Origin of the sequence: uncultured Helicobacter sp. (genome assembly GCF_910577135.1) — a bacterium.
In the GTDB taxonomy this organism is placed as follows: domain Bacteria; phylum Campylobacterota; class Campylobacteria; order Campylobacterales; family Helicobacteraceae; genus Helicobacter_C; species Helicobacter_C mastomyrinus.
Map to the genome: position 1 here is coordinate 43,275 of NZ_CAJTLL010000006.1, position 25,097 is coordinate 68,371.

Consider the following 25,097-nt stretch of genomic DNA (forward strand, 5'->3'; position numbering starts at 1 on the left):
TTTCTAAAAAATCCACTACAAAGTCCTTTCAAGCACGATATGAGCAGGTGATACATACCACGTATATGTTTCTTGCGAAAAGCTAAGTGGCAAGAGTGAGGGGATAAGCGCATTTATACTCAATGCTTGAGAAAGTGTAGATTCTGTATGAGTAATGGGCGTAATTGCCACACGTGCAAACATACAATCCTGCCCCAAAGGCTGAATCTTACCCTTAAAAGCGTTAGGAATCCCGAGTGGCATATTATCTTGCCCTTGCAAAATGATGACTTCATTTTCCTTAAAAGTAGCCATTACTTCGCTTTCTAGGGTAAATTCATTAGATTCAATAACAAGGCTATATAATGTGCCAAACGCGCATTGCATTTGTATCAGCTCACAACCGCTATGTGCGCTAATGTGAGTAATGCGAGATGGAATCTTATTCATTCCTTGTATCCCTAATGACTAATCAGCCTTATCGTATCCATACTCCTGAAAGATTCTAAGTGCTACTGGTGAAGTCAAAATATATTCTGCAAATTCTTTAGCAAGCACAGAATCTTTGCCGTGATTGGGGATTATAAGTGCTTGATTGATAGGCTTATAGGTAGATTCATCGACTACCACATAGGTTAAATTGGGCGTTTTATTATCTTTAATGACCATCGAAAGCGCACTAAAGCCAATTTGAGCAGAACCTTGCAACACATAAGTAGTTGCTTGTCCTATGGATTCACCTGTGCGAAGCTTAGATTTAAGCTTTTTGTCTAGTTTTTGGGATTTTAAAAACTCTTGTGCTGCCTTTCCATAAGGAGCTACTTTAGGATTAGGAATAGCAATATCTGTTAGCTTATCATCTTTTAAAATATCAATATTGCTTGCATTAAAATTAGCATTTGCGCTAATAAGTGCTAACTTGCCTTTGGCATAGTTTTTAGGCGCTTCAGGGGCTAATTTATCTTTATAAACTTGCTCGGGATAGCTGACATCTGCTGCGATAAAAAGATGAGCAGGAGAACCCTCTTTAATCTGTGCATACGCCTTGCCAGAAGCGATATAACTCACTTGAATCTTATCTTTTTTATGTGTTTTAAGAAATTCTTTCTTAATATCCTCAAGCACATATTTGAGACTAGCAGCCGCAAGGACATTAATCTCTTCAGCTACCGCTCCCACACAAATAAATGCACTCAAAACACATACGCTAAGCACTCTTTTAAATTTCTTCATACATAACTCCTTGTGTTAAAGTGAAAGTTAAGTCATATAATATTTTATATAACCAAAATATTAAGCTTCTTAATGCGTTTTGAAATCCTTAAGTGCTGCTTCCAAATGCGAAAGTCGCTCTAAAAGCTCATCAAAATCCTTTGCATTATCCAAATAATCAAAGAATATATTTTTCACACGCTCCGTTTCATTAAATGCCTCAAGGGCTTTAAATCCTAGCGGTGTGAGTTGTGTGCCTCCGCCGCCCTTGCCTCCATTGCTAGATTCCACAAGGGGCGTGGGGGAGAGCTTATTCATAATATCCACACTATCCCACGCGGCTTTATAGCTCATACGCATTTCCTTTGCGGCTTTAGAGATAGAGCCACTCTTAGCAATGCGCGTGAGGAGTTCGGCACGTCCTACGCCAATATAACTTTTATCATCTTTTTCAAACCAAAAACGTGCAAAAATATTCATTATTTACCCTAGATTCTAATACACAATCACATACGTTCTTAGTGAGCCGTGCACCCCAAAAACTGTTTGCAGCTCAATATCCGCTGTGCGCGAAGGACCAGCGATAAAAATCATATTCGTAGGGAGAGCGCCATTCTCACTTTGAGCTTTAAGCGCACACACGCCTTGATAAAAATCCTCAACAATATCAGCCTTTTTAAGCAGCACAATACAAGTTCGTGTAACAAGCGAGGAGAGGCGCGGAGCGTATTTATGCGAGGCAATACCAATAATCCCCAAATTTGCCACCCCACAACAAGCGTGAATAATCGATGTATCGATACTAAATAGCTCATCTCGGCTTTCATCAATGCCCTTTTCATAGGGGATAAATACCATAGAAGCCCCTGCATTAGCTTCACGCAATGCTTGTATATCAAGTGCATTGGCGATATTAGGATTATAGAGAATCTTTTTTGTCTCTACTTCAGCAAGTGCCTTGTGAATATCGCTTATAAGTGTGGTAGGGCTAGATTCTATCACAATGGCTTTATTTGCCCTTTGCAAAGTGATGTACTCTTGCACCTTGTCATTTTCTGCGCTTTTAAGCGGATTTGTATAATGTGAAGATTCTACATGGAGGGGATTGCTATGGAGTGAATCTCTTACGCGTTCTAGGATAGATTGCTTACTCATAGATTACTCCTTTCATATTGGATACTTTTTTGTGGAGATTGCCGCTTAATGTGGGGAACTCTCTATATGCTACCCAATTTTTAAGCCCGGGTATCAAAGGTGCAAAGGGTTTTGCTAAAGGCGCAAATGTATTTGCCAAGCTCAATGTTCTACGCCACGTATTGCCATTGGTAGCTACTTTTGCAAATTGATTCATTGCATACTCTTCTTGTTTGTTACGTAATGAACCATCGTTGTTTTTGAGATTCTTGCGTCCCTGTCCTACTTTCTCGCTACGTAAATCGCGTATAAGCTCCGCCAGTGGAATCTTCACCGGGCATACTTCACTACATCGTCCGCATAAGGAGCAGAGATTCACCATATGTCCGTAATCTCTCATACCAAAGAGCTGCGGGGAGATAACCTCGCCAATAGGTCCGGGATATGTGCTTAGGTAGGCGTGTCCACCTATTTTATCATACACCGGGCAATGATTGAGGCAAGTGCCGCAGCGGATACAAGAAAGTGCGCGGTAAAAATGTGAATCTTTTAGCATAGTTGAGCGATTATTATCAAGCAGGATAATATGGACTTCTTTTGGTCCATCTAGCTCACCTGCTTTGCGCGGAGATGTGATGATGTTGTTATAGCAAGTGATAGGCGCACCTGTGGCGGAAGGCACAAGCAAGGCATCAAGTATAGAAGCATCTTCAAAGCTTTCTACAATCTTTTCAATCCCACAAATAGCTACGTGAATATCACTTGCAGTAGTGCTCATACGCCCATTACCCTCATTTTCAATCAGCCATATCGCCCCTTCATTAGCAATAGCGAAATTTACCCCGCTAAGCCCCATTTTGAAGGTTTGAAACTCCTTGCGTAAATGCACACGGGCGATTTCATTTAGCTTTTCTGGCTCGGATTCTAGCTTTGCCCCGAGCTTTTGGGCGAAAATCTCTCCAATTTGATAGCGATTTTTATGAATAGCAGGGGCGACGATATGCACCGGGGGCTCATCAATAAGCTGAATGATAAGCTCCCCTAAATCTGTCTCCACAGGGTCTAAGCCCTTTTGCTTCAAAAAGGCGTTTAAATGCGTCTCCTCACTCGCCATTGACTTGCCTTTGAGAATCTTTGTGATGTGGTTTTCTTTCATAAGATTATAGATAATCTCGTTTGCCTCCTTGCTATCACTCGCCCAATGAACGATAAAGCCATTTTTGAGCGCATTTTGCTCAAAGCGTTCAAGCAAGGTATCAAGTTGGGATAGCGTCTTTTGCTTCACTGCCCTGCCTTGCTCACGTAGAGCCTCCCAATCCACATAGCGCGAAGCGATAAGATTTTTACGATTGCCCTTAAGTGTATCCATCACACTTTTAAGATTTTTCCTTAATTGCTGGTCATTGAGCTTGTTATGGACGATTGTATTATGTTCTTGATGGCTCATCTTATGCTCCTAATCCAATTCTTTGGGCTAAAAAGTCATAGAGGTGTATAGGCTTTACATTGACTTTTTGCTTTTTCATCGCGCCGCTGATATTAAGCAGACAGCCTGCATCCGCAGAGATAACATACTCGACATTGCGTGAGAGAATATCTTCAATCTTTTGACTTACCATCGCATGAGACACTTCGGGCTCTTTAATGCTAAAAGTCCCACCAAAGCCGCAGCACTCTGCCTCTCGTTCTAATTCTACAAGCTCCACATTTTGTAAAGAGGAGATGAGCGCTTTTGCACTATCTACTACCTTACTCGTGCGTAAAGCGTGGCAATTACTATGCCAAGTAACTTTTGTTGGATTGCCTTTGTCCTCATAGCGCACTTTGAGAACCTTATGCAAATACTCGCCTAAGTCAAACACTCGCTCACTAAATTGCTTAACCCTTTCATATTCCTCTTTCCCTTCAAACAGCTCTAAATAATCGACTTTCATCATACCTGCGCAAGAACCTGAAGGCACTATAATGGGCTCTTCTCCTTTGAAAAGCTCTACATTATAAAGTGCCACCTTGCGACTTTGCTCATAATAGCCAGAATTGTAGCTTGGCTGGGCGCAGCAAGTTTGATCCTTTTTAAAGACCACCTCGCAACCCGCATTTTGCAAGAGTTTAATTGCATTTACACAGGTATCTGCACACGCGACACCACCAAGACAAGTTGAGAAAAAAAATACTCGCATCACTAATCCTTCCTTGAGTATAGCTTGATTCAAAGCGCTCATATCATATAGATAGAAAGCTTTAAATAATGTAAAAGGTTAAATATCGCTGTAACTTTCTTTTTTAAAAATGTTTCGTATATACCCATTGTGGGGATATAATGGCTTTTATGGGGATATAATGGCTTTTAAATGTTATGATTTTACACATTAGCATAAAATATCGCTTATATCTAGCCATATATTAAGCTTACTTTTCTTTAATCTTTAATAATTTAAGTTAAGCATCAATTTTTTGTTTGCTGCAAATTTTTAAAGTCAAGGAGAGATACGTTTATGGAAGTATGGCAACAAATCTACGATCCATTATCAAACTTAGGTTTAAGCGCGCTTATCGCTTTTTTACCCATAGCCTGTTTTTTGGCTTGTTTGTTGGTTTTTAAGCTTAAGGGCTATCAGGCAGGGTTTTTAACCCTTGTGCTTGCTTCGATTCTGGCAGTTTGTGTGTATGATATGCCCTTTTCACTCGTGGGGGCGAGTTTCGTGCAAGGTTTCGCACAGGGGCTTTGGCCTATTGCGTGGATTATCATCGCGGCAATTTTCCTCTATAAATTGTCTGTAAAATCAGGCTCGTTTGAAGTGATTAAGCAAAGTGTGATGAGTATCACGCCAGATCATAGAATCCAAGTGATTTTGATTGGCTTTTGCTTTGGCTCATTCTTAGAGGGGGCTATTGGGTTTGGTGGACCTGTGGCTATTACCGCTGCGTTGCTTGTGGGGCTAGGGCTTCGTCCTTTATATGCAGCTGGATTATGCTTGATTGCTAATACAGCGCCTGTGGCTTTTGGGGCCGTGGGGATTCCTATCATAGCAATGTCTAACCTCGTGGGTATAGAGCAGCACGCTGTCGCTGCTATGGTGGGTAGAATGCTTGTGCCTTTGAGCCTTACGATTCCCTTCTTTATCGTTTTTTTAATGGATGGATTTAAGGGCGTGAGGGAGACATTTCCAGCTATTTTGGTTGCAGCCGTAAGCTTTACAGGCACACAATTTTTAAGTTCAAATTATTTAGGGGCGGAATTGCCTGATATTGCTTCGGCTATCGTATCACTTGCTTGCACTACTTTGTTTTTGCGTATTTGGCAGCCTAAAAATATCTTTAGACTTGATGATGAGAAAAATTTCTCCACACAAAGCACATTGAGCTTAGGACAAATCTTTAGGGCGTGGCTACCATTTATCTTGCTGGTAGCTTGTATTATTGTTTGGACGCAGCCTTGGTTTAAGGCGCTTTTTGCAAAAGGTGCGATTTTTGATTACACACAAGTAACTATTGTGTTTAATAACATCACGCAGAGCATTCAAACAGAGAAGGGCGGGGTTATTCCTTTAAGCCTTCCTATCAATTTTATTGCTTTACAAGCGGGGACAGCTATACTCTTAGCAGCATTCTTAACTATTTTATTTTTAAGAATCAAAGCGAGTGATGCGGCGGATTGCTTTTGGGATACACTTAAAGAAATGGCAATTCCTTGTATCACTATTGGACTTGTTGTCGCCTTTGCGTTTGTGTCAAAAAATAGTGGTATGAGTAACACTCTAGGTATTGCCTTTGCAAGCACAGGCGATGCTTTTGCTTTCTTTAGCCCGGTTATTGGGTGGCTTGGTGTCTTTATCACCGGAAGCGATACAAGCTCAAACCTCCTCTTTGGGACATTACAGCAGGCTACAGCACATAATCTTGGTCTTAAAGAAACATTATTCCTCGCGGCAAACTCCGTAGGTGGTGTGGTTGGTAAAATGATTAGTCCGCAAAGTATTGCTATTGCGTGTGCGGCGGTGGGATTAGTCGGTAAAGAATCTGATTTGTTTAGATTCACTTTGAAATATTCTATCGCCTTTATCATTCTTATTGGTATTTGGACGGCAATTATTGCTATGTTCTTACCTACTATCATACCTGATGTGGTTACGCTTTCTAAATAATTGAGAAGCCATCTTAAGTATCTAGCCTTATGGGCTAGATACTTCTATATTGGTAAAATAATAATCTTAAATTGCATTCCAATTTACATCTACTTTACAACTCCCTACTGCTATATTCGCACATATACGGAGAAGAACAACGCCCAATGAAATCACCTAAGATATGTTAAGAGTGCAGCTCATACAATATGACCTAGACCAGAAGTAACGCTTGCTGTGCAAGAGGCTCATTATTGATTACGGAAAAAGCCCGATATGCCCACAATTAAAGATGCTAAAGGAAGAAATATTGTAAATCCACATATTGATGGTGAAGAATATAAGGGCAATATTCCCTCGTATCTTTCAAAGAATACTAAGAAGTCCATTCAGCTGATGATGTGGTATTGATGGCAGAAGGAGTGGGTAGCCAATATTTCTCTGGGGCTATGGATAATACTGAAGTCTCTTTTGGCATTATGCACGCTTTGGGTATTGGCGCAAAAATTAGTAGAGATAATTTTATTTGGTTTCTTAGGGAAAGATTCTTGTTTGCAGCCTTATACAAGCTGAAGCGTAGGCAAGCTTAAGCGTAGGGCGTAGGATTATAGAGTAATTGAAGTTTGTAAATGCCTATGCTTAGATAATATCTAGTGAAGCCTATGCTTTACTTATCGTTCAAACAAAAACTATTTACAGATATGAAAATTTTTTTTGTTATGATTAATGTATATCCTCAATAAAAGGAATAATATGCGTATTTTACAACCTATTTTTTTATATGTAATGTGTGTTTATGTGCTTATGGCAGCTGATACTAATACTCCGCCACACACAATGCAGCACCACGAGCAAATACTGCAAAGCACCTCTTCGCCCTCACTAACAGAGCAAATGATGAATCTTATGCATGAGTCGATGATGGAAGTGCCTTTTGTAGAGGAAGATAACCTTGATTTCAATTATCTCTCTAATATGATTCCCCATCATCAAGGAACTATCGAGGCTGCAGAACTTTTTTTAAAACATTCTAAAAATCAAAAACTACGAGCTATCGCTCAAAATATTATCAAGACCCAGCAGGCAGAAATCGCCACCTATGAGCTACTTATCACTCAGCTTAAAGAGCAAAAAAAGTTATATAGCCCAAAAGAAGTAACCCTTTATAACGCTCAAGCTAAAGCCGATATGGAATCTATGCTTCAAGCGATGAATGAAGTTGCGCTAAACCAAAGCCTAGACCGCGTTTTTCTTGCTGGTATGATTCCCCATCATCAAGGAGCTATCACCGCTTCAAAGCAGATTCTCCAATATACGCAAAATGCAGAAATAAAGGCTATCGCACAGCAAATTATTAGCACACAAGAGGCAGAAATTGAGACCTTCCAAACCCTCCTTCAAACAATCCGCTAGAAATATGAGGCGCACTCAAGTGTCGCCTCACAACAAAATAGAATCTCCTGCTATCCCTATTGGCATAACCCAAACGCTCCGCCTTGCAAGATTCTCCCCAAATGGCGTATATCTCACGCCTATTGTGTCTAAAGATTCTACAAATTGCACTTCTCAAATGCCCCAAATCCTACTGCCCAACAAATTTATTACCCCGCAACATCGCTTAAATGATGATATATCCGTATTTGTCTATACAGATTCTAATGACCGCCCCATTGCCACTACGCAAATCCCAAAGGCACAATGTGGAGACATAGCCACCTTGCAAGTTGTGGGGCATTCTCCCTTTGGTTGCTTTTTAGACTTAGGCTTAGATAAGGATATTTTTATGCCCTGTAAGAATCCTACACGTTTTGCCCTAAATATATCAGTATGTGTCTTTATTACATTAGATAAGCAATCTCGTCTTATCGCAAAGTGTGATATTAAACCCCATCTTAAAAAGGCAATGCTAAAGCCCCATAGCAAGGTAAATGCCTTTCTTTTTGAATCTTCCCCGCTTGGCTTTGGTTGTGTCGTGGAGGGGCAGTATTATGGGCTACTTTATCATAATCAAATTCCGCAAGGAGAGTGTATTAAGCTGGGTGCTTCTATCCACGCCTATACACAAGGCTATCGTGCTGATGGGAAGCTTGACCTCACGCTTTTTACCCCTCACAACACAGCGCAAAAACAAATGCTACTAGATTCTATGCCTTTATCTTTGCATTTTGATGCTTCGCCAGAGCAGATTTTTGAGCGATTTAAGATAAGTAAAAAGCTCTTCAAACGTCTCATTAATGAGCTTACACGAGAGGGTAAAATCGCATTTATGCAAAATGAGGGTGTATTTAAACAAACAAACTAGAGGAGGTAATATGACAGCACTTATCACAGGGGCTTCATCGGGCATTGGTGAGGCTATCGCTAGAATCTTTGTGGCACATTCTCATCGCGTGATTATCCTTGCGCGTAGGAAAGCAGCACTTACAAAGCTACAAAGCGCATTGGGGGATTTATGCCAAAGTATCGCTTGTGATGTAACAGATACAAAAAGCATAGAATCTGCCCTCAAAGCCTTGCCCCCTAGCTTTCAAAATATTGATGTGCTAGTGAATAACGCCGGAAAGGCTTTAGGCTTAAGCAGTGCGGACAAAGCCGATATACGCGATTGGGAGGAGATGGTAGAGGTTAATGTCCTAGCTCTTATTAAACTCACGCATTTGCTTTTGCCACAAATGGTAGCACAGGGCTATGGGCATATTATCAATATCGGCTCGATTGCCGGGAGCTATTCTTATCCGGGTGGGAATGTTTATGGTGCGACAAAAGCCTTTGTTAGGCGATTTAGCCTTAATCTCCGCGCAGATTTGTATGATAAAAATATCCGCGTAACCAACATTGAGCCGGGCTTGTGCGGAGGGAGTGAGTTTTCACTCGTGCGATTTAAGGGTGATGAGGCAATGGCAAAGAATGTATATGCGGATACTACGCCTCTAATGCCTGAAGATGTGGCTCAAAGTGTGCTATGGGTAGCGAGTTTGCCACAGCATATAAATATCAATACTCTTGAGATTATGCCCACTATTCAAGCCCCGGCAGCTCTTAATGTCCATAAACACACAAAATTATAAAAAAGTGGTAAAATCTACTTTTATTTAATGTTTTAGTACCAAAGGAGAATGTATGCAATGGAACGCACAGGGTTGGCGTAACAAACCTATCAAACAGCACCCCGTCTATGAAGACAAGGCACTTTTAGAATCTGTGGAGGCACAGCTAAAATCCTATCCGCCATTAGTCTTTGCGGGGGAAGCACGAGTCTTGCAAGAGCGATTAGCCCAAGTGTGTAGGGGCGAGGCATTTTTGTTGCAAGGTGGGGATTGCGCGGAGAGCTTTTCACAATTTAATGCTATTAATATTCGCGATTTGTTTAAAGTTATCATTCAAATGGGGGCGATTCTCACATTTGGCGCTTCCTGCCCGATTGTCAAAGTGGGGCGAATCGCCGGGCAATTTGCTAAACCCCGCTCAAGTGATATGGAAACTTGCGATGGGTTAAGTTTGCCAAGTTATCGCGGAGATATGATTAATGATATGGCGTTTAATGCTAAGGCGCGAGAGCATAATCCTAATCGGCTTTTACAAGCCTATCATCAAAGTGCGGCTACGCTTAATCTTCTACGTGCGTTTGCACAAGGTGGCTTTGCAGATTTAAATCAAGTGCATAAATGGAATCTAAGCTTTGTAAAAAATAATGCTTTTGGGCGTAAATATGAGGAATTAGCCTCACGCATTACACAAGCACTTGATTTTATGAAAGCCTGTGGGATTAATCCAGAGCACCCATCTTTGCGTGAGACAGAGTTTTATACCTCTCACGAGGCATTAGTGCTGCATTATGAGGAGCAGCTTTGTAGGCAGGATTCTCTAAGTGGGGATTGGTATGATTGCTCCGCGCATATGCTGTGGATTGGAGAGCGCACAAGGGGGCTTGATGAGGCGCATATAGAATTTCTGCGCGGGGTTAAGAATCCTGTGGGTGTGAAAATTGGACCTAATGCGACCAAGGCGGATATTATGGGGATTTGCGATAAGCTCAATCCTCACAATATCAGCGGTAGATTGAATCTCATCGTGCGTATGGGGGCAGATACGATTAAAAAGAATTTCCCCCCACTTCTAGAATCGATTCATAAAGAGGGGCGGGAGATTGTATGGAGCTGCGACCCAATGCACGGCAATACGATTAAGGCAAATAGTGGCTACAAAACGCGTGTGTTTGATAGTGTGCTTGATGAAGTCAAAAGTTTCTTTGAGATTCATAAAGCCTGTGGTAGCTATGCGGGAGGAGTGCATTTAGAGATGACAGGAGCTGATGTAACAGAATGTGTTGGCGGCTCACAGGCAATTACAGAAGAGGGCTTAGCGTGTAACTATAGCACGCAATGCGACCCTCGCCTTAATGCCACTCAAGCCATTGAAATGGCTTTTCTTATCGCGGATATGATTAAAATCGCTAAGGCTTAAAGCCCTAGTTGCATTGCCTTTTAAGACTTCTTTAAAATCTCTAACCTATCCTATGCCCTTGCTTTGCAGATATAAAATCTGCTTCGCACCATTCAATCCCGAAGGGATTTAATCTCGCAAAGGGCAATAGCCCTTGAGGACAAAAGGATACACTTATGCAGCGTAGCATACGAGCAAAGCTCTTATCCTTTGGCAAATCCCGCAAGGGCAAAACTAAAGCTACGCTTTATTTATCATACGCACGAAGTGCTTATCCACACTTGCAAAGTAAGATTCTAAGGTTGGATTCTCTAGTCTATGTTTCTCCCCACAAGTGAGGTATATCCTCACTGACATAAAAATAAAATAGGCACGATAGTGCATACCTTGAAAGCGGTGTAGGGGGTGAGCGATATATTTGCGAACGCCACTTGTGGCAGGGGGGATATATAAGGGGGAGCGAGAGGGTAATCCAACGAGCTGACTTCTTTCAGCCCCTCCCCCTTATAGAAAAAGAAAAAAGAGGATAGACTAGTGATTTTAAACCTTAGAAAATGAGTTGATGAAGTCCCACAAGGGTAAAACAAGGCGAAACCGCAGTTTTAACTCTATTCTTTAGGTGAAAATAGAGGGCTTAGCTCTCTATTTTAAGACTTTTGTTACCGCGATATAATCGCTGCACTTGCTTTGCTTAAGGATTAAGCCATCACAAAATGTGGGACTTACAGAAAAAGCAATATGCTTTATTTTATTGCTATTGATCCGCGGATTTAATAACTCTTTCATTTAAAGGCTGCACTTCCCTTGCATTATGATGTAAAATATTTTGTAGAGATTCTAACTGCTTTTGGGATAGCATAAGAGGATTTTTCATCACCACCCATTGCACATTTTCAGTGCAAGGCGGGGTAGTCAAGCTCCCTATAAATTCATAATATGATGTATTCTTTGGAAGTAGGGTGCTGATGTCAAAAGCTTTGAATTCCATAGATTTATCCACGGCGTGTGGTGCACTTTTTATAATTTCCTCTAATGCCGCATTATCAGTCCCTTCCTCAAAAAGCACACTTACAACAAGCAGCTTCCCATCTGCATTTTTATGCACTAAATGCACTTCAAGCGGATAGGCTATGCCATCAATCCTATTTTCACTGGGGGTATGAAAGTGAAACTGCACAAGCTGATATAAAGAGCCATTAAATGTAAGCGTAGAATCTGTGCCATCGATATTTACTTGGATAGAATGTCCGTTATTGATAAGGTTTTTTGTATTCCTAGCATAGGCAAAAGCTAGGTTATATTGCGTTTTTTGTGTTTGGGTATCGATAATATCAATAGGTGTTTGCATCTTTCCTACTTGGCATTTGGCAAAGTTTTTATCTAGCTCTCCCCCATACTTTGGACCTCTATCTTTACTATAATCCCATTGGATATTAGCCTCATCAGCCATTAGCCCACTTAGTAAAAATACACTTATACACATATATAGCTTTGGTTTAAACATATTCACTCCTTAAAAATGTTTGAAATCAAGGAGCGATTGTAATGTCTAAATATTAATGCGCATTTAATCCTAAAATTTCTTTTTATTGACATCTTCTAAAATCTGCTGCGCGATAGAATCCACGGCTTTGGAAATATCTTGTGTATGATGAGCAATATCAGCATTTTGCTGGGTAACACCCTCTAGCTGCACTACTGCTTCATTGATTTGTGCTACCTCTCCTGCTTGTTTATTAATAGATTCTGCCATATCATTGATAGATTGCACAAGTAAATTTGTATTTGCCTCTATCTCGCCTAAACTTCTTTGTGTGCGCTCAGCTAGCTTTCTTATCTCATCAGCTACCACTGCAAAGCCTCGTCCGTATTCTCCTGCACGTGCTGATTCTATACTTGCATTAAGCGCTAAGAGATTGACTTGATCGGCTATGTCTCGAATGATAGCAATAATATTTTTAATATCATCACCTTGTGCGACTACTTCAGTAGTGCGCTCACGCATATTTTGCATAGAAGAGCTAATCTCTTCTAGGGCGGAGGCTGTCTGCTCTAATGAGGTAGCTTGCGTGGTTGAGCCATGAGTAAGATGAGAAACAGCTTTATCAAGATCCTTTGCTCTTTGGGCTAATGTTTGTGCAAAATCACTTGAGATACGCAACATTTGGGAAATCTCTTGTCCTAAAATATTTGCTGTAACTTCCACATTGCCTGTTGCATTGGGAATAGAGCTTGTAAAATCAAGGTTTTTGTATTGTTCAAAAGTATTATGAATGAGGTTTATATCGCTTCCTATGCGCTTTTGCAGCACATCAAGCAGTCTATTAAGAATATCTTGGAGTTTGATAAGCTGCGGATTATTTGCCTTAGCTTGTAAGCGAATGCTCAAATCCCCTTGCTCAACTTTATGCACAGATTCTATCGCTTGAGCAATGGCGATATTATCTACCTTGGTATGTTCTTTAATATTGGCAACGGCTTCATTGATACGTGCTGCCATTCTGCCTAGTTCATCACCTTTGTATAAGGCAATAGTTTCTACATCATTGCTCTCGTGTTTCAAGAATGCGAAAAATCGTTTTAAGCCTTCATAAATAGTATGAATATCTCTTTGCACATAGAGTTTGACATAGCCTACTACGATGAGATTCACAAGCACCATAACTATAAGCAAGATAACAATTGTACTCTTCTCTGTGGATCTTAGATCTGCATAAAGCTCATCATAGGAGATGAAATTAAACATTGTCCAATATATGCCCTCCCAAATTTCAAAGTTATATAAGGCGCATAATCCCTTGTTGCCGGTTATTGAAGTCATCTCTACGATATCACTTCCTGCTTTTTGAGACTTTTGCAGTTCAATAGCTTTTCTTGCGCCATCAGTATTTCTCACATTTAGAAGAGACTCTCCTATTTTGTCTTTATCATAATACATCGTGAGTAAGCCGCCTTCTCCAATCAGCAATTGCACAAAATGCTCAGCCAAATTGCTGTCTTTGGGGAAAATCTTTTCGCTTAGTTCATTCATATTGATAAGTGCGCCCACAACCCCTATGCGTTGATTTTTGTGATATATAGGGAAGGCAATACTAATGGCTTTTAACTCTTGGTTGTGATATAAAATAGAAGTAGGGGCAGAGATAATAGCTTTTTTTGTATGCTCTTGTACAGGTAGTGTAGGAGCAAAGGCTTCAATGATATTTTTGCCATCTTTGGTTCGTATTTCATCATTAGAAGCCTCATAAATCCCTGAATTAACGCTATTTAGCTCATTGTCAATAAATACTATACCTTCTTTTACTTTTTGACTATATGCGGTATGTTCTACTTTGATGTAAGTAGCAATGATACTTGGATCATAATCAGCTATATAGCTTAACAAATTGCGTAAAGTTACATTTAGCACAGCGGTATTATGTTCTAAATTTGCGCTAATGGACTTTGCCACTGCTTCTAGCCCGCCTCCAGCGATACGAAAATACTCTTTGACAGATTGCGAATCATTGGACGCAACAGTGAGTAGGAATTTTTGAGCTTCTTTTTCCATACTCTTTTCAATATTATGTGAAACAAGGAAAATCGCCCATATATTTCCTATGAGCAAAACCAGTGTCAAAAGTAAGCTGATCTTATTGCCAATACTTACATTTTTTAGCATATATTCTCCTTTGTAACGATCCTAATCCTTTTTAATGATATTTTTTATTATATTAAAATCAAATCAAAATATCAGAAACAAACTATGGGTTGCTAAAACAAAAAAACAGCAAACAAGATTCCAAATTTGCTTACTCACAAGTGGGTTACATAAGAATAAAATTGCACGATAGATTCGCAAATATACCGCTCATTAAGAACAATAGTATGCGCTTTATGGATTTATGAAGTTTTTTATTGAGAGGAGGAAACTTAGATATGGTGATTACTTTTTGTTTATTCTTACATCATTTTCAAGAGATTTTGTAAAAGTTTGTGTGTATGTATTTTATAAACAAGGACTATATCACTGCTTTTTAAGCAAAGTATGAGGCTTTTATTTGTCAAAATCTAGATATTAGATACTTATTTTATATCGCCAAAGGGTGAGAATCTCACTTAAACGTTTAGGCTTAAATCCCAATTGTTCGCAACTGACATTAAAGCAAAAAGAATTATTCGTATCGCGTGAGTGGATATGCCCGTGGATATTAAGAGAGCAATCAGCTAGGATAAAAAGCCTATCAAGCACATCACGGCTCTTGGCAAAGCGGTCATTTACCTTGCGATTAAACACTGGAAAATGTGAAAACATAATCCGCTCTTTCCCAATATCCTGCACGATAGCATTAAGATAAATATCCTCTTTGATGAATATTTTGCCAAATTCATCATAAAGCTTTTGGAGAATCTCCCCTCGCTGCGGGATATGCAGATTTAATCCCTGCTGCACATTCCATTTTTTTAATTCTTTAAGCTTTTCAAAACGTTTGACATCATTATTCCCTACCACAAGGATTTTTCTACCTTTGAGTTCTTTAAGATAAGAGAAACCGCCGGGATAATACAAATCCCCTAAATGCAAGATTCTATCCTTTTTCCCCACGGCTGCATTCCATAAGTCCTTGTGAAAGGTATAAAAATCATCATATCCACACACCTTAGCACTTTTAAGTCGTGAGGGTTCTTTTTCTAGCACGGCTTTATGCCCAAAATGACTATCAGAAATCAAAAATATATTTTCGTCAATGGGGCATTTCATAAAAACCTTTCATAATGGCTTAAGAAGTCGCTTTGCTACATAGCCATTAATCTCGCGACTCCCAAAAATATAGCGAATTTTCGCCCATTCATCATTCTCTCCTTCAAATGAGAGTATTTGCATTTCCCGCCCCAAAGGAGCTTTAGCAATCACAGGTGCATTACGTGAGGGATTAGTGCGGATAAGAGCTATATTCACTATGATTTTAGCATTGTTTGGGCTGCCAGATTCTGCTTTTTTTAAGGAGCTTTTGTCTATTGTTAAATCGAGTGGCTTCTTGTCTATTGGGCTTGGTGACTTAGGCAATGGCACCGCATCTGTTATTTTTGTCTCTATTTTGTCTGTAAGGGCGCTAGAGATGATATAGCCCTCTTTGATATGTGCATTATTGGTAATCTTGCTCCATTTACCTTGAGATTCTAAAACTTGCAATGTTGTGCCTTGCGGGAGTTTAGCAATAATAGGACTTTGGGTAGTGGGCTTAGTGCGGACATTTACACCACGAGGTGAGGCAACCCATATTTTTTGAAGCTCTGTGGGCTGCGGAGAGAGCTTTGGCTCATCTGTATTTTTTGGTCGTGGCTTTTTATTATCTTTTATGTGTTTTTGTGTGGGTTTGGTAGGTGGCAAGGAGGCTGCTTGCGCTGTGTCTATGTTTTTAGATTCTCTAAGAGGTGCGGGTGTATAGGCTATGGCTTGATAGGTCGAGGATTGAGGTTTGGGAGGATTCTTAAAGGAGATAATTACTATACCACTCAATATATCTTTTTTGTGATATATTTCTGCGCGATAGCTAAGGGCTTGTGTATCAATGCTGTATCGCGGAATAAAGTCTTTTTTGTAGATTCTAATGCCTACTTCATCGGGCATAGGGGAGTTGTCATTAGGCTTGACATAGCCTATTACATTTATGCGGTAATCCTCAAGCGGCTCAAACTCGATAGAATCTTTGGCATAGACAATTGAACCTATCGGCACAGATTGCCATTGCTCATCGATTTTTATGCGGATATGCTGAAGTGATGCATCAAATGTGTGATATTGCGGAATCAATGTGCTTATAGTGCGTGAGCCATATTTAAGCTCAATATTGCCCTGTGTATTGCGCACTAAGCCTAGTAGGTGGCTATCACTTTGTGTTTTAATGTGCTTGGGTGCGGTGTTTTTGGGCAATGGAAAATGTGTAAGAAATGGACGTAGAGAATCTAAAGGTAGAGTTATATGCTCTTCAATTTTTATCTGCAAGAGTGCGGGGGAAAGAAGCTCTTTAACTGAAGCGACATTAAGCTCAAAATCCCTCTCAAAGCCTATACCAAGCTGTCCTAGCAAAGATTCAATAGCTAGGAGATGATAATACACACGTGTGGGAATATCTAGCTCTTTGCTGGCTTCATTTGTTAGTGCTGGTTTGCCAAGTGAAAGAGAGAAAAATGTTAAAGCTTTGAGTTGTTCTGTATTATTTTTAGCTTTCGTGTGAGTATTATGCACGTGGTAGCGATGGAGGGGGTTAAGTATATGGAGATTAATATCTGCTACCATTTGAGCGACAAAGGATTCTAAATCGCCATATTTTGCCCCATTAAGCTCGGGCTGGTCAATCACAGAGCAATTTCCCCAACGCGCAGGATTCAAAAGATTACTTATATATTGAGGGCGCCAGTATCCGCTCCCATCGTGCAAATGTAAGGATATATCAATATCTTTTTCTGCTAAAAGCTGTTTAATCTTTTGGATACTTTGATAATCTGGGTCATTAGTTGCAAGTGCGGCAAACTTGCGATTCATATCGCCATATACGCCACGCATATTGGCAAACATACCGTGAGGATTCACCACAGGCACGACCCAAACGCTGCCTTTGGTAATCTTATAATGGCGCATAAAAATATCAGTGGAATAATACGCGCCGGGCTCATCCCCGTGAATCCCGCCCATTAAAAGCAAGGTTGGTGCGCGTTTATCGTTTTCATTGAGTTTATAAAGTGCAAAATCACGCACGAGATTTTCAGCATTGAGTGTGCAAAATGTAACAATAAGTGATATAAATATAAGAAAAAACCGCATTACAAGCCTTTGCTTTTCTCTATCCGTGCATTTCTTTCTCCCTCCATTTCTTTATACAGCACCGCACACGCTTTAGCGAGTTCACGAATTTGCAAGATATAATCCTGCCTTTGGGCGACAGAAATAGCCTTACGCGCATCAAGGATATTAAAACAATGGCTTGTAAGCATTGTATAATCATACGCAACAAGAGGGATTCTCGCTTGGAGACAGTTTTTCACTTCTTTAGCATATTGTTCAAAAAGCGCAAAAAGCATTTTGGTATCTGCTACATCAAAATGATAGGTAGAAAATTCATATTCACCTTGTAAATGTACGTCCGCATACGACATAGGGTGTGTGTTTGTGGGGTCATTCCACGCAATTTCAAAGATATTTTCTACTCCTTGTATATACATTGCTAATCTTTCCACGCCATAGGTAATTTCCACCGCGACGGGTTGGCAAGGAATCCCGCCTACTTGCTGAAAATATGTAAATTGCGTTACCTCCATACCATCAAGCCACACTTCCCAGCCAAGTCCCCAAGCACCAAGTGTGGGGGATTCCCAATTATCCTCTACAAAACGCACATCGTGAGCGCGTAAGTCTAAGCCCAATGCCTCAAGGCTACGCAAATATATCTCTTGTATATTATCTGGGCTTGGCTTGATAAGCACTTGAAATTGATAATAACTTCCTAGGCGATTAGGATTCTCTCCATAGCGCCCATCTGTTGGGCGACGTGATGGGGCGACATAAGCTACACTCCAAGACTTAGAATCTAAGCTTCTAAGCAGAGTAGCCGGGTGGAATGTCCCAGCTCCTGCGGGAATATCATAGGGCTGCACGATAAGGCAGCCTTGATTTTTCCAAAATTCTTGTAGGGTTAGTAAAATATTCGAAAAACTTAGCATATCACTCCTTTTGCACTTTTGTATTGTGGATAAACATCATTGCTCCCTTTTGCACCCCACAATATGCTGCCACCACATCGCATTTGACCTTAAAAAGCAAAAATAATCGTTCATCTTTGTGCATATTTAAACATTCAAAATTCCCCATACCCTTAGCAAGTATCACATCAGCCCTATCATAGATAGCTTGGGCTTGAGGTAAGGCGTCCGTATATACAAATCCCGGGCTTCTCACGCCAGAATCAAGTAAAGTGCAATACTCCTGCATATCCTTAGCCAAAGGGTGAGACATATCCTCTAATGTAAGATCATTGATGATAGGCTTACCACGTAGGGCATAATAAATCTCTATATGCGGATATATCTCCTTTAATGTGGCGATAAGCACCTTATCAAAGATATTTTCTCCAGCATTATCAGCAATATAAAGTAATGTTTTAGCAGAGAGTTTGTCAATAAATGCAGGGAGGCAAAAGGTAGCAAAATGTATGGATTCAAAGCCAAAATTGGCATTATCAAAATCAAAGCTATGCTGTGAGCCATAATCAATGACATTACCTAAAATTGCCATTTTGACTGCCCATTCTAGCCGTTTATATACAGAATCCTCTTTTATTTGTTTAGAATCTGGGCTATTAGTAGCGAATAAAAGTGGTGGTGGAGGGTATTTGTGAAGTAAATTTTGCACAATATGGTGAGCTTTTGTCATACTCTCTTGCTTGATATGATAAAAGGGATCGCTAAGCCCTGTAGCACGTGCAAGAGTTTTATATACATCAATGGCGATTTGAGGTGGGAGCAATCCTTTATTTTTGGCAGATTCTAAAATATGCTGTATATTTTGTGTGATGTGCTTATCGGGGATATGTAGCAGTTGGCAGAGATGTTTAACTTGCCTTTGAAGACAGGTAAAACACGCATTTTGAGCTATCATTTTGGTTCTGTCATATTAGCGACTTTACCCCACATAAGGCGATATTTGCGCTTCATAAATTCAATTTCCTCACGTGAGCGTTCTAGTTCTGCACGCAAGGTTTCCATCGTCTTCTTATCATCATCATAGACTTCCTGCATAGAGATAAGGGCGTCTTTAAGAAAGGTATTTTCGTTTTTAAACGCACTGATGGTTTCATCTTTTGCCGCAATGACTTTATCGTGTAAGCCTAGAATGGTAGAGATGGTTTTTTCCACAAATACAGGGTCTAGCTCTTTACCATTCATATCTGCGGATACAAGATTAGATTCTACTTTTTTGACTAATGCACCCACACCTGAAGTTGCGTCTATAAAGGTTTTTTCTTCCTCTGTTTTGCTTTTGAGACTGCCTTCATTAATGAGCTCAGTGATTTTTTCTTCACTTAAACCTGAAAGTTTTACAAATTCTTCGAGCTCAAGCCAAGTATTTGAAGCTTCCATTAGCCCCTCCTCACCTCTATCTCTGCAGAATCTAGCTCTACTTTTTTAGCCTTCATCACGCGATCTTCTATGAGCTTTCCTGCGAGTTCATCATTTTTAAGGCTTAAAATTTGCATTGCTAAATACGCTGCATTAATCGCCCCAGCCTTGCCAATGCTCACTGTGGCTACGGGCATAGAGCTAGGCATTTGCACGGTAGAAAGGAGGGCATCTAACCCATCAAGTGCACCACCACTTAAAGGCACACCGATAACGGGTTTGCACGTTTGAGAGGCAATCGCCCCGGCAAGATGTGCTGCCATACCCGCTGCGCCGATGAATACTTGCGCACCACGAGATTGTGCGTCTTTGATATAGGATTTTGTGCGCTCTGGTGAGCGATGAGCCGAGCTAATAATCACCTCATAGGCGACATCAAACTTTTTCAATACCTCTATGCACTCACTCATCACGTTCCAATCGCTTTTGCTCCCCATAATCACGCTTATAAAATCCATTTTCTACTCCTTGGTTTTTAGGCTTGAAATTCTATCATATTTGTTTTAAACTAACTTTGCTCAATCCATTGCATAATGCAAGAGCGAATGACTGAAATCGCTACTACATCTTTTTGTGTGATAGGTTTATTAAAAAGTGTGCTAATGGCTTGAGGAAGCACGGCTGATGTATGCTCACAAATATCTTTAATCGCATTTTTTTCATCACTATAAACATCTTGCAGGCTATAGGCTTCTTGCAGGGCTTCCCAAACGCTCGGGGCGAATTTGCTCCATTCTGCTGTGGCAAGGAAAACGCTTTTATCTATAATATTTTCTTTTTGCAGTTTTTTTGCTCCATAGTAGGCAATCGCACTATGTGGGTCAAGCACAAACCCCTTTTTTATGACTTCTGTCATACTTTGTAGGCATTGAGTATCATCGCAATATAATGCGCTAAAATCATCTTGTAGGAGGGCTAATTCATCTTGGTTAAGGCTATATGCGCCTTTTGTTTGCAAAGATTCCATTAATTGCCGTGTGCGCTTAGCTCCAAAAAGCGCATAAAGCACCCTTTCAACATTTGAGCTTTTAAGAATATCCATCGCGGGGGATTTTGACCTCAATAAAACGCGTGAAGAGACATCATATACACCGCTATGGATAAAATCGCTTAAGATATTATTTACATTTGAAGCTACAACGAGCTTTTGCAAGGGTAAGCCCATTTTTTTAGCAAAAAACGCTCCTAAAATATTGCCAAAATTCCCGCTTGGCACGACAATTGAAATTTTTTCCCCAAAGGTGATTTGAGCATTTTTAAGGAGACTAAAATACGCCCAAAAATGATAAATGATTTGAAAAACAATGCGGCCTATATTGACAGAATTTGCTGCAGAGAGGTAAATGCCTTGTGCGTGGAGATTTGTGATAAAATCTTTATCGTTAAGGAGGTTTTTAAGTGCGCTTTGTGCGTCATCAAAGTTACCCTTAATGCCTATTACCTTGCAGTTTGAGGCATTTTGAGTAGTCATTTGCAATCTTTGTATATCACTTGTGCCGCCATCAGGATAGAGACAAATAACCTTAATATAAGGCTTATTCGCAAAGCTTTCTAGCGTGGCAGGTCCGGTATCACCGCTTGTAGCAGCAAGAATCAAATAAGTTTGTTTTTTTTGTGCGGCAAAATGTGAAAGTAATGCTCCAAAAGGTTGCAATGCCATATCTTTAAATGCGCGAGTAGGACCAGAGTAGAGATTAAGCATAAAGAGATTATCGCTAAACTTGTGTAATGGGGCGGGATTATTTGGATTATCAAAGCTTTTGTAGCATCGCAATACATCTTTTAAAAGTGCTTCATCAAGTCCTAAGTTAAGAATCTTAAAAAGTTTGATACAAAGCCCTTCATAGCTTAAATTACTCAAGGAGATAATATCTTGTGTGCTAAGTTTGGGCAGAGTATCAAAAGTGTAGAGCCCTCCCTGTGGTGCGGAGGGATTGAGAATAGCGTCTTTGAAGCTTTTTGCAAGAGCGGGGTTAGAATCTCTTGTAGAGATGAAAGTGCGGATATTCATAGTATTCCTTGCGAGTAGATTGTTACACAAATTTGTAAGTATTCTACCATACCCAATTAATAACACGATTAAAAGAAATTAAGAAGTGGGCTAGAGAATACAAGATTCTCTAGCAGAAGATTCTTTTAAAGAGAGAGAACTTAATAGAATCTTAGAAAGTAAGGTTGTATCCAATTTGCACGATATAGGTGCGAAGTGTAGCTGTTCCTTTAGTTTGGGTTTGAGGATTGTTAGTTTCATAATCATAAGCTACTAATGGAATCTTTGCTCCAAGCAGAATCTGGTTTTTATCATTGAAATTATATGTAAGCCCTACGTTTACAGGCACAGCAAGTCCACCCTTAGCTCCTTCAGTAGGAATAGTGGCTCCACCCATTTTCCATGTAGGATTATATTGTTGATAGCCTACACCAATACCGAGATATGCACCAAAAGCAGGAGTGAAATTAAAGTAGTAATCCACATTTGCTGTAATTAAGTGCTGATTAATATCAGCTTCACTTTTACCTATTGCCTCACTATCTTTAGAACCTTTACTTTGATTATAGTTATAGCTAAGATACCATTTAAGCCCATAATTTTGGCTCAAAGCTTGTTTGTAGCCGACATCAACCCCTACTGCCCAGCCTATACCAGTTGTAGGAAAAAAATCCTTTGTTGCTGCTAAAGAACCTTTATAATCCGGTGTAGTAATAGGCACTCCTGCATTTACACCAACAAATAAACCACTACTTTGTGCATTTGCTACACACAAAAGACTTGCACTCAATACACTTGAGATTAAAATTTTTTTCATAAATACTCCTTTTTGTCCTTGAATATGTGTTTATGAGAGGGACATATCATTATAGAGTGAGATTCAAAAAAAAAAAAACGAATCCTTTATTTTTACGCAAAATGTTTTAGTATTGATACAAAAGGTTGCATATACACCAATGAGAGTAAGAATCCTCAAAGTGTATATTTATAAGTTATGATAATTAAGAGAGGGTATAGTTCTGTTGTTTGAGCCATTCTTGGCTATTTATGCGCACTTGTCTATCAAGAGCAGTGATTGAATTTAAATCGTTGAGTGAGTTAAAGTTAAAATCTGCAAATTGCTCCATTATTGCTGCTATAAGTGTGCTTATAGCTCCAAAAGGTATGCTATTAGCCAAAAAATATTGCACTGCTACTTCATTGCTTGCATTAAGCACTATGCCTTTTTGAGGGGTTTGTAGTATTTCATCTTTGAGATTCCACAAGGGATAGCGATGAGGGTCAATAGGCTTAAGGCATAGATTTAAAGAGGTAAGAGAAAGTGGCTTGATATATCTGTGCTGTGAGGCTAGAATGGGATTAAGTGCATAGGCAATAGGGAGCTTCATATCTGGGTTGCTAATATGGGCAGTAATACTGCCATCGGGGTGTTCGACAAGGGCGTGGATACTAGAGCTAGATTCTATAAAGGCGTCTATATGCTGTGTATTAAAGAGCCAACGTGCTTCGAGAATCTCAAAAAGTTTATTTGCCATAGTGGCTGAATCTATGGTGATTTTCTGTCCCATTTGCCAATTAGGGTGTTTGAGGGCTTCTTGTGGTGAGGCGCAAGCAATTTTATCTAATGGATAGTCTCGAAAAGCCCCACCACTTGCGGTAATATAGAGTTCATTTATAGGGCGATTTTGTGTGAGATACCATAATCCAAAATGTTCGCTATCAATGGGCGTAATCTGCTCTTTTTGCAAAAGCCAACCAGCATTTACGAGTGATTCCTTATTGGCTAGAGCGAGTTTTTTACCACATTGTAAGGTTTTGAAGCTAGGGGCAAGCCCTGCAAATCCCACAAGGGCATTGAGGACAAGAGTAGATTGGGAGGATTCTATCATTTCTAAAATCCCCTCTGCTCCATAAAATAAGCGATAATCTCCTTTGATAAGACGAATAGAATCTGCTTTATGGGCGATACATACATTTTTAGGATTATATTGTGCAATTTGTTGATTTAAGAGAGAGATATTCCTACCCGCACATAAAGATTCTATGCGGATAGAAAAAGCTGCAGCGATCTCAAGGGCATTTGTGCCAATACTACCGGTGCTGCCAAGAAGAATCATAAAGAGACTTTAAAGCATAATAGTGATGTTATTATAGCCGGGTAGGAAAAAAAGCAAAAAGTGCATTACCACCGCACCAAAGAGTATGGCATCAAGTCTATCTAGCACACCACCGTGCCCGGGTAATAATGAGCCGCTATCTTTTACTCCTGCTTCACGTTTTAAGTAGCTTTCAAATAAATCTCCAAAAACAGCACTAAGAGCTACAACAAAGGTAATACCAAGCGAATATAAAAAGTTCCCACAAGTACCAATGCCTACAATTGAGCCAAAAACCACACCAAAGATAACCCCGCAAATCACGCCTTCAAGGGTTTTTTTAGGGGAAGTAGGGCAAAAGGGCGTTTTACCGAAGGCTTTGCCGCCAAAATACGCTCCTGTATCGGTAAATGCTACAATTACAATTAACCATACAATAACCCATACACCAGCTCCCCCAGCGTCTTTATAGAGTGCGTAAATACTTAGAAATGGCAGAAGTGGGTAGATGAAAGGAAGTAAGGTTTTAAGCGTGATTTTTTTGCTATAAGCAAGATAAGACGCATAGAGAATGAGTACAAAAAGAGCAGATTCTATAACGCGGTCATTAAAATACGCACATAGCCAAGCCAAAATAGTGGCGATATAATAATGTAAAGCAGATTCTAGTTTGTAGAGAGAAAGAGCCTCTTGCATCGCAATGACACAAAGAAATGCAAGCACAATGCAAGTAAGCAGGGGTGAATCAATGCTTAAGACAAGCACAAGTAAAATAATTAAGGCAATAGCAGTAAGAAATCGTGCCTTATCAGAAAGAAACCTTATTTTTGCTTTCTCTTTAAGGCGAGCGTATAGTGATACGTTGTCTTTAGGGGTATTGGGGGATTGCTGTGTATTGTCATTCATACATTATCCTTTGTGCTAGGTAATATGAGAGTATTGTAGCATAAAGATTTTTAGATT

General features: G+C 39.9%; 24 protein-coding genes. 6 read left to right on the plus strand and 18 right to left on the minus strand.

Annotated features, from left to right (window positions below; genetic code table 11):
• Window positions 1–15: 15 nt before the first annotated feature.
• The 6 genes from QZ289_RS04395 to QZ289_RS04420 all read right to left on the minus strand — a co-directional run bounded on the left by QZ289_RS04395 (window position 16) and on the right by QZ289_RS04420 (window position 4,505).
• Window positions 16–429, minus strand: coding sequence for a hypothetical protein (locus QZ289_RS04395; RefSeq protein WP_295699629.1), 414 nt, complete (start codon window positions 427–429; stop codon window positions 16–18).
• 18 nt (window positions 430–447) lie between these two features.
• Window positions 448–1,212, minus strand: coding sequence for a molybdate ABC transporter substrate-binding protein (modA, locus tag QZ289_RS04400; protein ID WP_295699631.1), 765 nt, complete (start codon window positions 1,210–1,212; stop codon window positions 448–450).
• A gap of 69 nt (window positions 1,213–1,281) precedes the next feature.
• On the minus strand, window positions 1,282–1,671 hold the full coding sequence (locus tag QZ289_RS04405; RefSeq protein WP_295699634.1) for a winged helix-turn-helix domain-containing protein: 390 nt from the start codon (window positions 1,669–1,671) through the stop codon (window positions 1,282–1,284).
• A 15-nt stretch (window positions 1,672–1,686) separates the two neighbouring features.
• The gene (locus QZ289_RS04410; protein ID WP_295699636.1) at window positions 1,687–2,346 is read right to left on the minus strand and encodes a lactate utilization protein C; all 660 of its coding nucleotides are present in this window, start codon (window positions 2,344–2,346) and stop codon (window positions 1,687–1,689) included.
• Window positions 2,339–3,772, minus strand: a complete 1,434-nt coding sequence (locus QZ289_RS04415) for a LutB/LldF family L-lactate oxidation iron-sulfur protein (protein ID WP_295699638.1) — start codon at window positions 3,770–3,772, stop codon at window positions 2,339–2,341. Before QZ289_RS04415 ends, QZ289_RS04410 begins: the two co-directional genes overlap by 8 nt.
• A gap of 1 nt (window position 3,773) precedes the next feature.
• Window positions 3,774–4,505: a (Fe-S)-binding protein gene (locus QZ289_RS04420; protein ID WP_295699640.1), complete on the minus strand. Its 732-nt coding sequence runs from the start codon at window positions 4,503–4,505 to the stop codon at window positions 3,774–3,776.
• A gap of 315 nt (window positions 4,506–4,820) precedes the next feature.
• Here QZ289_RS04420 and QZ289_RS04425 point away from each other — a divergent pair, with 315 nt between their 5' ends.
• The 6 genes from QZ289_RS04425 (at window position 4,821) to QZ289_RS04450 (ending at window position 11,230) form a co-directional block, all read left to right on the plus strand.
• Window positions 4,821–6,470 (plus strand): L-lactate permease, encoded by a 1,650-nt coding sequence (locus QZ289_RS04425; protein WP_295699643.1) that lies wholly within the window; start codon window positions 4,821–4,823, stop codon window positions 6,468–6,470.
• 732 nt (window positions 6,471–7,202) lie between these two features.
• Window positions 7,203–7,862, plus strand: coding sequence for a DUF305 domain-containing protein (locus QZ289_RS04430; RefSeq protein ID WP_295699646.1), 660 nt, complete (start codon window positions 7,203–7,205; stop codon window positions 7,860–7,862).
• 19 nt (window positions 7,863–7,881) lie between these two features.
• Window positions 7,882–8,751: a S1-like domain-containing RNA-binding protein gene (locus QZ289_RS04435; RefSeq protein ID WP_295699649.1), complete on the plus strand. Its 870-nt coding sequence runs from the start codon at window positions 7,882–7,884 to the stop codon at window positions 8,749–8,751.
• A 10-nt stretch (window positions 8,752–8,761) separates the two neighbouring features.
• Window positions 8,762–9,517: an SDR family NAD(P)-dependent oxidoreductase gene (locus QZ289_RS04440; protein WP_295699652.1), complete on the plus strand. Its 756-nt coding sequence runs from the start codon at window positions 8,762–8,764 to the stop codon at window positions 9,515–9,517.
• A gap of 52 nt (window positions 9,518–9,569) precedes the next feature.
• Complete coding sequence (locus QZ289_RS04445; protein ID WP_295699655.1) at window positions 9,570–10,913, plus strand: class II 3-deoxy-7-phosphoheptulonate synthase; 1,344 nt, start codon at window positions 9,570–9,572, stop codon at window positions 10,911–10,913.
• Window positions 10,914–11,068: 155 nt separating this feature from the next.
• Window positions 11,069–11,230 (plus strand): hypothetical protein, encoded by a 162-nt coding sequence (locus QZ289_RS04450; RefSeq protein WP_295699657.1) that lies wholly within the window; start codon window positions 11,069–11,071, stop codon window positions 11,228–11,230.
• Between the two features lie 416 nt (window positions 11,231–11,646).
• On the opposite strand, the gene QZ289_RS04455 is transcribed toward QZ289_RS04450, so the two are convergent.
• The 12 genes from QZ289_RS04455 to QZ289_RS04510 all read right to left on the minus strand — a co-directional run bounded on the left by QZ289_RS04455 (window position 11,647) and on the right by QZ289_RS04510 (window position 25,040).
• Entirely contained in the window at window positions 11,647–12,396 is a 750-nt protein-coding gene (locus tag QZ289_RS04455; RefSeq protein ID WP_295699659.1) for a carbonic anhydrase, read from the minus strand.
• 69 nt (window positions 12,397–12,465) lie between these two features.
• On the minus strand, window positions 12,466–14,553 hold the full coding sequence (locus tag QZ289_RS04460) for a methyl-accepting chemotaxis protein (protein ID WP_295699662.1): 2,088 nt from the start codon (window positions 14,551–14,553) through the stop codon (window positions 12,466–12,468).
• Window positions 14,554–14,949: 396 nt separating this feature from the next.
• On the minus strand, window positions 14,950–15,633 hold the full coding sequence (locus QZ289_RS04465; protein WP_295699663.1) for a metallophosphoesterase: 684 nt from the start codon (window positions 15,631–15,633) through the stop codon (window positions 14,950–14,952).
• A gap of 9 nt (window positions 15,634–15,642) precedes the next feature.
• Window positions 15,643–17,697 carry a M99 family carboxypeptidase catalytic domain-containing protein gene (locus QZ289_RS04470; RefSeq protein ID WP_295699665.1) on the minus strand — a complete coding sequence of 685 codons (2,055 nt, stop codon included), beginning with the start codon at window positions 17,695–17,697 and terminating at the stop codon, window positions 15,643–15,645.
• Window positions 17,697–18,593 (minus strand): glycine--tRNA ligase subunit alpha, encoded by an 897-nt coding sequence (gene glyQ / locus QZ289_RS04475; protein WP_295699667.1) that lies wholly within the window; start codon window positions 18,591–18,593, stop codon window positions 17,697–17,699. The genes QZ289_RS04470 and glyQ overlap by 1 nt, the downstream gene beginning before the upstream one ends.
• A gap of 1 nt (window position 18,594) precedes the next feature.
• Window positions 18,595–19,527 (minus strand): DUF89 domain-containing protein, encoded by a 933-nt coding sequence (locus QZ289_RS04480; RefSeq protein ID WP_295699669.1) that lies wholly within the window; start codon window positions 19,525–19,527, stop codon window positions 18,595–18,597.
• A complete protein-coding gene (locus QZ289_RS04485; RefSeq protein WP_295699670.1) occupies window positions 19,524–20,009 on the minus strand; it encodes a DUF3972 domain-containing protein in 486 nt (161 codons plus the stop codon). The genes QZ289_RS04480 and QZ289_RS04485 overlap by 4 nt, the downstream gene beginning before the upstream one ends.
• Window positions 20,009–20,506 (minus strand): 5-(carboxyamino)imidazole ribonucleotide mutase, encoded by a 498-nt coding sequence (gene purE, locus QZ289_RS04490; RefSeq protein ID WP_295699672.1) that lies wholly within the window; start codon window positions 20,504–20,506, stop codon window positions 20,009–20,011. Before purE ends, QZ289_RS04485 begins: the two co-directional genes overlap by 1 nt.
• A gap of 50 nt (window positions 20,507–20,556) precedes the next feature.
• The gene (gene thrC / locus QZ289_RS04495) at window positions 20,557–22,059 is read right to left on the minus strand and encodes a threonine synthase (RefSeq protein ID WP_295699675.1); all 1,503 of its coding nucleotides are present in this window, start codon (window positions 22,057–22,059) and stop codon (window positions 20,557–20,559) included.
• Between the two features lie 151 nt (window positions 22,060–22,210).
• Window positions 22,211–22,855, minus strand: a complete 645-nt coding sequence (locus QZ289_RS04500) for an outer membrane beta-barrel protein (RefSeq protein ID WP_295699677.1) — start codon at window positions 22,853–22,855, stop codon at window positions 22,211–22,213.
• 184 nt (window positions 22,856–23,039) lie between these two features.
• Window positions 23,040–24,155 carry a 1-deoxy-D-xylulose-5-phosphate reductoisomerase gene (gene dxr / locus QZ289_RS04505; protein WP_295699678.1) on the minus strand — a complete coding sequence of 372 codons (1,116 nt, stop codon included), beginning with the start codon at window positions 24,153–24,155 and terminating at the stop codon, window positions 23,040–23,042.
• Between the two features lie 9 nt (window positions 24,156–24,164).
• Window positions 24,165–25,040 (minus strand): CDP-archaeol synthase, encoded by an 876-nt coding sequence (locus QZ289_RS04510; protein WP_295699680.1) that lies wholly within the window; start codon window positions 25,038–25,040, stop codon window positions 24,165–24,167.
• Window positions 25,041–25,097: the final 57 nt, after the last annotated feature.

What these genes read in the sequence shown, in the direction of transcription:
- QZ289_RS04395 (WP_295699629.1), bottom strand. Translation starts at nt 429, where the DNA reads ATGAATAAGATTCCATCTCGCATTACTCACATTAGCGCACATAGCGGT.
- modA (WP_295699631.1), bottom strand. Translation starts at nt 1,212, where the DNA reads ATGAAGAAATTTAAAAGAGTGCTTAGCGTATGTGTTTTGAGTGCATTT.
- QZ289_RS04405 (WP_295699634.1), bottom strand. Translation starts at nt 1,671, where the DNA reads ATGAATATTTTTGCACGTTTTTGGTTTGAAAAAGATGATAAAAGTTAT.
- QZ289_RS04410 (WP_295699636.1), bottom strand. Translation starts at nt 2,346, where the DNA reads ATGAGTAAGCAATCTATCCTAGAACGCGTAAGAGATTCACTCCATAGC.
- QZ289_RS04415 (WP_295699638.1), bottom strand. Translation starts at nt 3,772, where the DNA reads ATGAGCCATCAAGAACATAATACAATCGTCCATAACAAGCTCAATGAC.
- QZ289_RS04420 (WP_295699640.1), bottom strand. Translation starts at nt 4,505, where the DNA reads ATGCGAGTATTTTTTTTCTCAACTTGTCTTGGTGGTGTCGCGTGTGCA.
- QZ289_RS04425 (WP_295699643.1), top strand. Translation starts at nt 4,821, where the DNA reads ATGGAAGTATGGCAACAAATCTACGATCCATTATCAAACTTAGGTTTA.
- QZ289_RS04430 (WP_295699646.1), top strand. Translation starts at nt 7,203, where the DNA reads ATGCGTATTTTACAACCTATTTTTTTATATGTAATGTGTGTTTATGTG.
- QZ289_RS04440 (WP_295699652.1), top strand. Translation starts at nt 8,762, where the DNA reads ATGACAGCACTTATCACAGGGGCTTCATCGGGCATTGGTGAGGCTATC.
- QZ289_RS04445 (WP_295699655.1), top strand. Translation starts at nt 9,570, where the DNA reads ATGCAATGGAACGCACAGGGTTGGCGTAACAAACCTATCAAACAGCAC.
- QZ289_RS04450 (WP_295699657.1), top strand. Translation starts at nt 11,069, where the DNA reads ATGCAGCGTAGCATACGAGCAAAGCTCTTATCCTTTGGCAAATCCCGC.
- QZ289_RS04455 (WP_295699659.1), bottom strand. Translation starts at nt 12,396, where the DNA reads ATGTTTAAACCAAAGCTATATATGTGTATAAGTGTATTTTTACTAAGT.
- QZ289_RS04460 (WP_295699662.1), bottom strand. Translation starts at nt 14,553, where the DNA reads ATGCTAAAAAATGTAAGTATTGGCAATAAGATCAGCTTACTTTTGACA.
- QZ289_RS04465 (WP_295699663.1), bottom strand. Translation starts at nt 15,633, where the DNA reads ATGAAATGCCCCATTGACGAAAATATATTTTTGATTTCTGATAGTCAT.
- QZ289_RS04470 (WP_295699665.1), bottom strand. Translation starts at nt 17,697, where the DNA reads ATGCGGTTTTTTCTTATATTTATATCACTTATTGTTACATTTTGCACA.
- glyQ (WP_295699667.1), bottom strand. Translation starts at nt 18,593, where the DNA reads ATGCTAAGTTTTTCGAATATTTTACTAACCCTACAAGAATTTTGGAAA.
- QZ289_RS04480 (WP_295699669.1), bottom strand. Translation starts at nt 19,527, where the DNA reads ATGATAGCTCAAAATGCGTGTTTTACCTGTCTTCAAAGGCAAGTTAAA.
- QZ289_RS04485 (WP_295699670.1), bottom strand. Translation starts at nt 20,009, where the DNA reads ATGGAAGCTTCAAATACTTGGCTTGAGCTCGAAGAATTTGTAAAACTT.
- purE (WP_295699672.1), bottom strand. Translation starts at nt 20,506, where the DNA reads ATGGATTTTATAAGCGTGATTATGGGGAGCAAAAGCGATTGGAACGTG.
- thrC (WP_295699675.1), bottom strand. Translation starts at nt 22,059, where the DNA reads ATGAATATCCGCACTTTCATCTCTACAAGAGATTCTAACCCCGCTCTT.
- QZ289_RS04500 (WP_295699677.1), bottom strand. Translation starts at nt 22,855, where the DNA reads ATGAAAAAAATTTTAATCTCAAGTGTATTGAGTGCAAGTCTTTTGTGT.
- dxr (WP_295699678.1), bottom strand. Translation starts at nt 24,155, where the DNA reads ATGATTCTTCTTGGCAGCACCGGTAGTATTGGCACAAATGCCCTTGAG.
- QZ289_RS04510 (WP_295699680.1), bottom strand. Translation starts at nt 25,040, where the DNA reads ATGAATGACAATACACAGCAATCCCCCAATACCCCTAAAGACAACGTA.